We start from the raw sequence: 5,580 nt of genomic DNA on the forward strand, positions 1-5,580 counted from the left end.
GGCTATCGCAACTTCTGCAACAAGCTGTGGAACGCCAGCCGGTATGTTTTAATGAGTACCGAAGAGAATGACTGTGGTCTTGAAAACGACGATATGACTCTGTCACTGGCCGACGAATGGATTATTGCCCGCTTTAACAGCACAGTAAAAGACTTCCGTCAGGCTTTGGATACCTATCGTTTTGATCAGGCTGCCGCTATTGCCTATGAATTTACCTGGAACCAGTTTTGTGACTGGTATCTGGAACTCACTAAACCGGTACTGCAAAATGGTACGGAAGTGCAACAACGCGGTACTCGCCACACACTGGTGAATGTTTTAGAACAGTTACTGCGCTTACTGCATCCGGTTATGCCGTACATTACTGAAACTATCTGGCAACGGGTGAAACCGCTGGTTGGTAATACGGATGATACCATTATGCTGCAGCCGTTCCCGCAGGTTGAGGACAACGTCAGCCATCAGGCAATGCAGGACATGGAGTGGCTGAAGCGCGTTATTTTAGCTATTCGAAATATTCGTGGCGAAATGGATTTATCACCGAATAAGCCTTTGCCTCTGCTACTTTCAAATGCTGATTCAATGGCCAGAGGCCGTATTGAGAATAACCAAAGCTTCCTCAGTAGCCTGGCAAAGCTGGAGTCTATTGAGTTTATTGAAAGCGATGATGATGCACCAGCCAGTATGACCGCACTGGTTGATACGTTGAAGCTGCATATTCCAATGGCCGGTTTAATTGATAAAGAAGCAGAGCTACAGCGACTGCAAAAATCTATCGAGAAAGCGAACAAAGAGTGGCAGCGTCTGAACGGTAAGTTGGGCAACGATAACTTTGTCAGTAAAGCACCAGAAGCTGTCATTGCTAAAGAACGTGAGAAGCTTGCTGAAGCAGAAACTACGCTCAAGCAACTGCAAGAGCAGCAAGAGAAAATTAAAGCGCTTTAATTTTCATTAAAAGTGTATCGCTAAAAGCCCGAGTCTCTGATTCGGGCTTTTTTTTGAAAAATAATCTATTTTAAGAGGGCTCTCGTAGTGAAAAATAACGAGACAAAGGGAGAGAGTCATGACTATTTTCGAAGAACTGAGAGTTGATCACGATAAACAACGTAAATTGCTTGAATTGCTATTGGAAACGACCGGAGAAGCGCCGGAGCGTGAACAATACTATCAGCAACTAAAGCTCCAGCTGGAACAACACGCTGCCGCTGAGGAACGATACTTTTATAACCCTCTTATCAAAGACGATGACACAATAGAAATGTCGCGACACGGTATCGCTGAGCACCATGAAATTGACGAACTGATTGAAACCTTAGAACAAACGGAAATGTCGTCGCCAGCCTGGCTTCAACACTTTAAAAATTTAAAACATAAAGTCTTACATCATCTGAAAGATGAAGAGCAGGGATTTTTCCAGCGCGCAGGAAAGGTATTAAGTGAGTCCGAAAAATCCGGCTTAGGAAGTGACTACCGCAATATGATGAAAGAAAAAGGTTTGTAAAATCAGGAGAGGTTATTCCTCTCCATCGTCGAACTCTTCACCTTCAAGTTCATCATCTTCAATCAAGGTGCCCCAGCCATCGTATTCAACCTCACAGTCATCGGCTATAGCAGCTATTTCTCTCACCTGCCGGTTTAGAATATCGCTATCAAGCTCAGCATCTGTGACCGCCATAAACGCAAACCAACGCTTACCGCGTTCGTCTTCAAACTCATCGGCATCGTCCACATGGTAGCCTTGCTTAACAAGCTCTACGGCCGCTTTTTCCAACTTAGTAAAGTCCTGGCTGGCCAGGTGATGCTCAATTTCATACAGGAGATCTGTCTCCGCACCGTCAGCTATCAAAGCCTGTACGGTTTCTTCACTTTGCTTAAGTAGATCATTAAGATCTCGGCTCATGATTTATCCTTTTCCGCCTGTTCTCGTTCAATACTTGTGTTCAGCTGCTTAATTTTATCATCCATTAGCTGATGGCAGTGCCCACTCAGCTCACGTAAGTTTTCACGCTGGTAGTTTGCAATTCGTACCGGCTCCAGAAAAGCAACTTTCAGCACACCATTGTTCCAGCGGTTCATCTTTACCTTGCCATGTAACTCAGAGACACATACCGGAACCACGTCAACCTGAGCCCGAAACGCAGTATGAAAAGCACCATTCTTAAAGGGTAACAGCCCTCTTCCGTAACTTCGGGTTCCTTCCGGAAACATCCATACCGAAATGTCTCGTTGCTTTATAGCATCCGCCGTTTGTCCTATGGTGCCATGAGCTTTTCCGGCGTTTTTTCTGTCAATCAGAATATTTCCTGCTAACCAATAAAGCCACCCGAAGAACGGTATCCAGCGCAGGCTTTTCTTGCCCACAGTAACGGTATTTTTGGGCAGCATTGCTGCAATGGTGAATATTTCCCAACTGTTCTGATGGTTACAGACAAAGACGTAAGGGCCACCCTTTTCAATGTCCGGGTGACGACTCACTTCAATTCGCATGCCTAAAACTCGTATTGCCCACCCAAAAATATGAGCGAACCTGTAAGTATTATTACGATGAAAGGGGCGGATGATACAAAATAAGCAACCGACCACACCGAACAATACAACGAATCCACCAAGAAATACCCACCGCAACAAGGCTAACATTCAAACTCCTCAATTATCCTTGTCTTGCTCAACCACTATTTCATCAACACGTTGTAATCCGCGCGGTAGTTTATTACCACGCCGTCCGCGTTCTCCATAGTAATGCTCTAAATCTGCAGGTTTCAGAGTCAGCTTACGCTTACCGGCAATCAAAGTAATAGCTTTGTCCGGCGCCGCAGTAGCCAATGCAACCACATATTCTTCGCGAGACTGCGCACGCAAAGCAGGAATACTAATTAACTTGTTGCCTTTTCCTTTACTCAGTTGAGGCAAGTCTGCGACAGGGAAGACCAACATCCGGCCTTCATTGGAAATAACAACAACTTTGTCTTCCTGCAAATCATTCACTTTATTAGGTGGCAGTATCTTAGCGCCGGTCGGTAATGTGATAATAGCTTTACCGTTTTTATTACGGCTGACTAAGTCGCTGAACTGGCAAACAAACCCATAACCAGCGTCGGATGCCAATAGTAAATGACTTTCGTCTTTGGCCATTAGAACGTGCTCAACGTTTTCACCCGCAACTAAACTGAAACGTCCGGTCAGAGGTTCACCCTGGCTCCTTGCTGATGGCAACAGATGCGCTTCACAGGAGAAGCTTTTCCCTGAAGTATCAAGGAACACCACAGGCTGATTACTCTTACCTTCAGCCGACGCCAGATAGCTGTCACCGGATTTATAACTGAGCTTCTCACCTTCGATATCATGACCTTTAGCAGAGCGCACCCAGCCTTTCTTCGATAACACAACAGTTACCGCTTCGGCTGGCGTTAAATCACGCTCGCTTAACGCTTTAGCTTCAGAGCGCTCAACAATTGGCGAACGGCGCTCGTCACCATAAGTTTCCGCATCAGCTAGCAACTCTTTCTTGATCAGTGTTTTCAAACGACGATCTGAGCCCAGTAAAGTCTGCAGCTTTTCGCGCTCTTTATTAAGTTCATCTTGCTCGCCGGTCAGCTTCATTTCTTCTAATTTTGCTAAGTGGCGTAACTTCAGCTCCAGAATAGCTTCAGCTTGTTTATCCGATAACCCAAAGCGACTCATTAACTCGTCTTTCGGTTTATCTTCAGTACGGATAATCTCAATAACTTCATCAATATTGAGATAAGCAATAAGTAAGCCTTCTAAAATATGCAGGCGCGCCAGCACTTTATCTAAGCGATGCTGCAAACGTCGCGTTACTGTTGTCTGACGAAACTCCAGCCACTCTTTAAGAATGCCAACCAGCGGCTTCACTTTCGGCCGGCCATCTAAGCCCAGAATATTCAGGTTAACCCGGTACTGCTTTTCCAGATCTGTTGTGGCGAACAGGTGATTCATTAACTGTTCTGTATCCACCCGATTTGAGCGAGGAACCACAACTAACCTTGTCGGGTTTTCATGGTCTGACTCATCACGCAAGTCCGAAACTAAAGGCAGTTTCTTGGCCTGCATTTGATGCGCTATTTGCTCTAATACTCTTGCCCCGGATGCCTGGTGCGGTAAGGCCGTAATAACAATTTCACCATCTTCAACACTGTAGCAGGCACGCATTTTAATACTACCGCGCCCCGTTTCATAAAGCTTAGTGATGTCATCCGTTGGCGTAATAATTTCAGCATCGGTCGGGTAATCCGGTCCCTTCAGCACTTCCATAATATCTTCAAGCTGACTACCCGGCTTTTCCAGCAACATTGCGCAGGCATTAGCCACTTCACGAGCATTGTGAGGAGGAATGTCCGTGGCCATACCGACTGCAATGCCGGTTACACCATTTAGCAAAATATGTGGTAGCCGCGCAGGCAGCACCTGAGGCTCTTTCATCGTGCCATCAAAGTTCGGTATCCAGTCGACCGTCCCCTGACCCAGCTCGCTGAGTAAAACTTCACTAAACTTAGACAGTCTGGCCTCGGTATAACGCATAGCTGCGAAGGATTTAGGGTCATCCGGTGAACCCCAGTTACCCTGACCGTCGACCAGCGGGTGACGGTAGGTGAAAGGCTGAGCCATGAGCACCATAGCTTCATAACATGCACTGTCACCATGAGGGTGAAATTTACCAAGAACATCACCCACGGTACGGGCTGATTTTTTATATTTAGCAAGTGCCGAGAGTCCAAGCTCTGACATTGCGTATACAATGCGTCGCTGTACCGGTTTTAAACCATCACCGATATTCGGTAGTGCCCTGTCCATGATCACGTACATGGAATAATTCAGGTAGGCTTCTTCCGTAAAGCGACTCAGTGGGCGGGTTTCTGTAACTTCCGTCGACATTCTGACTTCTCCTTGCTCACAAGTGCTTACAGTTCAGCCAAGTCGGCCATGTTACCTTTGCTTTCCAACCAGGTACGGCGGTCTGCAGCTCGTTTTTTCGCTAAAAGCATATCCATCAGCTCTTCCATTAGTTCGCCATCGTCAATGGTCAACTGAACCAGTCGGCGGGTATTTGGATCCATAGTGGTTTCACGTAAGGTTAACGGGTTCATCTCACCCAAACCTTTAAAACGCTGAACATTCACTTTGCCTTTGCGCTTTTCAGCCTCGATACGATCTAAAATGCCCTGCTTTTCACCTTCATCCAACGCGTAATAGACGTCCTTGCCGACATCTACGCGATAAAGTGGTGGCATCGCGACAAAAATATGACCGTTTTCCACTAATGGTCTGAAGTGCTTCACAAACAGTGCACAAAGCAAGGTTGCGATGTGCAAACCGTCTGAGTCGGCATCCGCTAAAATACAAATTTTCCCATAACGCAATTTGTCTAAGTCGACACTGTTTGGGTCAACGCCTACCGCAACCGAAATGTCGTGAATTTCCTGCGACGCCAGAATTTGTTCCGGGTCAACCTCCCAGGTATTCAGAATTTTACCGCGAAGCGGCATAACCGCCTGAAACTCACGATCTCGAGCTTGCTTCGCAGAGCCTCCTGCCGAGTCCCCTTCCACTAAAAACAATTCA

At 46.4% G+C, this 5,580-nt stretch carries 6 protein-coding genes; 2 read left to right on the forward strand and 4 right to left on the reverse strand.

The annotated features are described in order from the left end of the window. Both B3180_RS07460 and B3180_RS07465 read left to right on the forward strand, forming a co-directional pair. The coding region (locus tag B3180_RS07460) for a class I tRNA ligase family protein (protein ID WP_286843820.1) at positions 1 to 945 on the forward strand (945 nt) is incomplete at its 5' end. Positions 946 to 1,063: 118 nt separating this feature from the next. After that, entirely contained in the window at positions 1,064 to 1,501 is a 438-nt protein-coding gene (locus B3180_RS07465; RefSeq protein ID WP_054489167.1) for a hemerythrin domain-containing protein, read from the forward strand. A 12-nt stretch (positions 1,502 to 1,513) separates the two neighbouring features. Here the strand turns inward: B3180_RS07465 and rraB are convergent, their stop codons facing one another. The 4 genes from rraB to B3180_RS07485 form a co-directional block, all read right to left on the reverse strand. Continuing rightward, positions 1,514 to 1,900, reverse strand: coding sequence for a ribonuclease E inhibitor RraB (rraB, locus tag B3180_RS07470; RefSeq protein WP_054489169.1), 387 nt, complete (start codon positions 1,898 to 1,900; stop codon positions 1,514 to 1,516). Then, positions 1,897 to 2,637 (reverse strand): 1-acylglycerol-3-phosphate O-acyltransferase, encoded by a 741-nt coding sequence (locus B3180_RS07475; protein WP_054489171.1) that lies wholly within the window; start codon positions 2,635 to 2,637, stop codon positions 1,897 to 1,899. The genes rraB and B3180_RS07475 overlap by 4 nt, the downstream gene beginning before the upstream one ends. A 9-nt stretch (positions 2,638 to 2,646) precedes the next feature. After that, positions 2,647 to 4,893, reverse strand: coding sequence for a DNA topoisomerase IV subunit A (gene parC / locus B3180_RS07480; RefSeq protein ID WP_054489173.1), 2,247 nt, complete (start codon positions 4,891 to 4,893; stop codon positions 2,647 to 2,649). 26 nt (positions 4,894 to 4,919) lie between these two features. After that, the coding region (locus B3180_RS07485; RefSeq protein WP_286843821.1) for a toprim domain-containing protein at positions 4,920 to 5,580 on the reverse strand (661 nt) is incomplete at its 5' end.

Origin of the sequence: Idiomarina sp. UBA4206 (genome assembly GCF_002383015.1) — a bacterium.
Taxonomy (GTDB): domain Bacteria; phylum Pseudomonadota; class Gammaproteobacteria; order Enterobacterales; family Alteromonadaceae; genus Idiomarina; species Idiomarina abyssalis.

Excerpts from the sequence above, each read along its gene's own strand:
- B3180_RS07475 (WP_054489171.1), bottom strand. The coding sequence starts at position 2,637 with ATGTTAGCCTTGTTGCGGTGGGTATTTCTTGGTGGATTCGTTGTATTG.
- B3180_RS07465 (WP_054489167.1), top strand. The coding sequence starts at position 1,064 with ATGACTATTTTCGAAGAACTGAGAGTTGATCACGATAAACAACGTAAA.
- rraB (WP_054489169.1), bottom strand. The coding sequence starts at position 1,900 with ATGAGCCGAGATCTTAATGATCTACTTAAGCAAAGTGAAGAAACCGTA.
- parC (WP_054489173.1), bottom strand. The coding sequence starts at position 4,893 with ATGTCGACGGAAGTTACAGAAACCCGCCCACTGAGTCGCTTTACGGAA.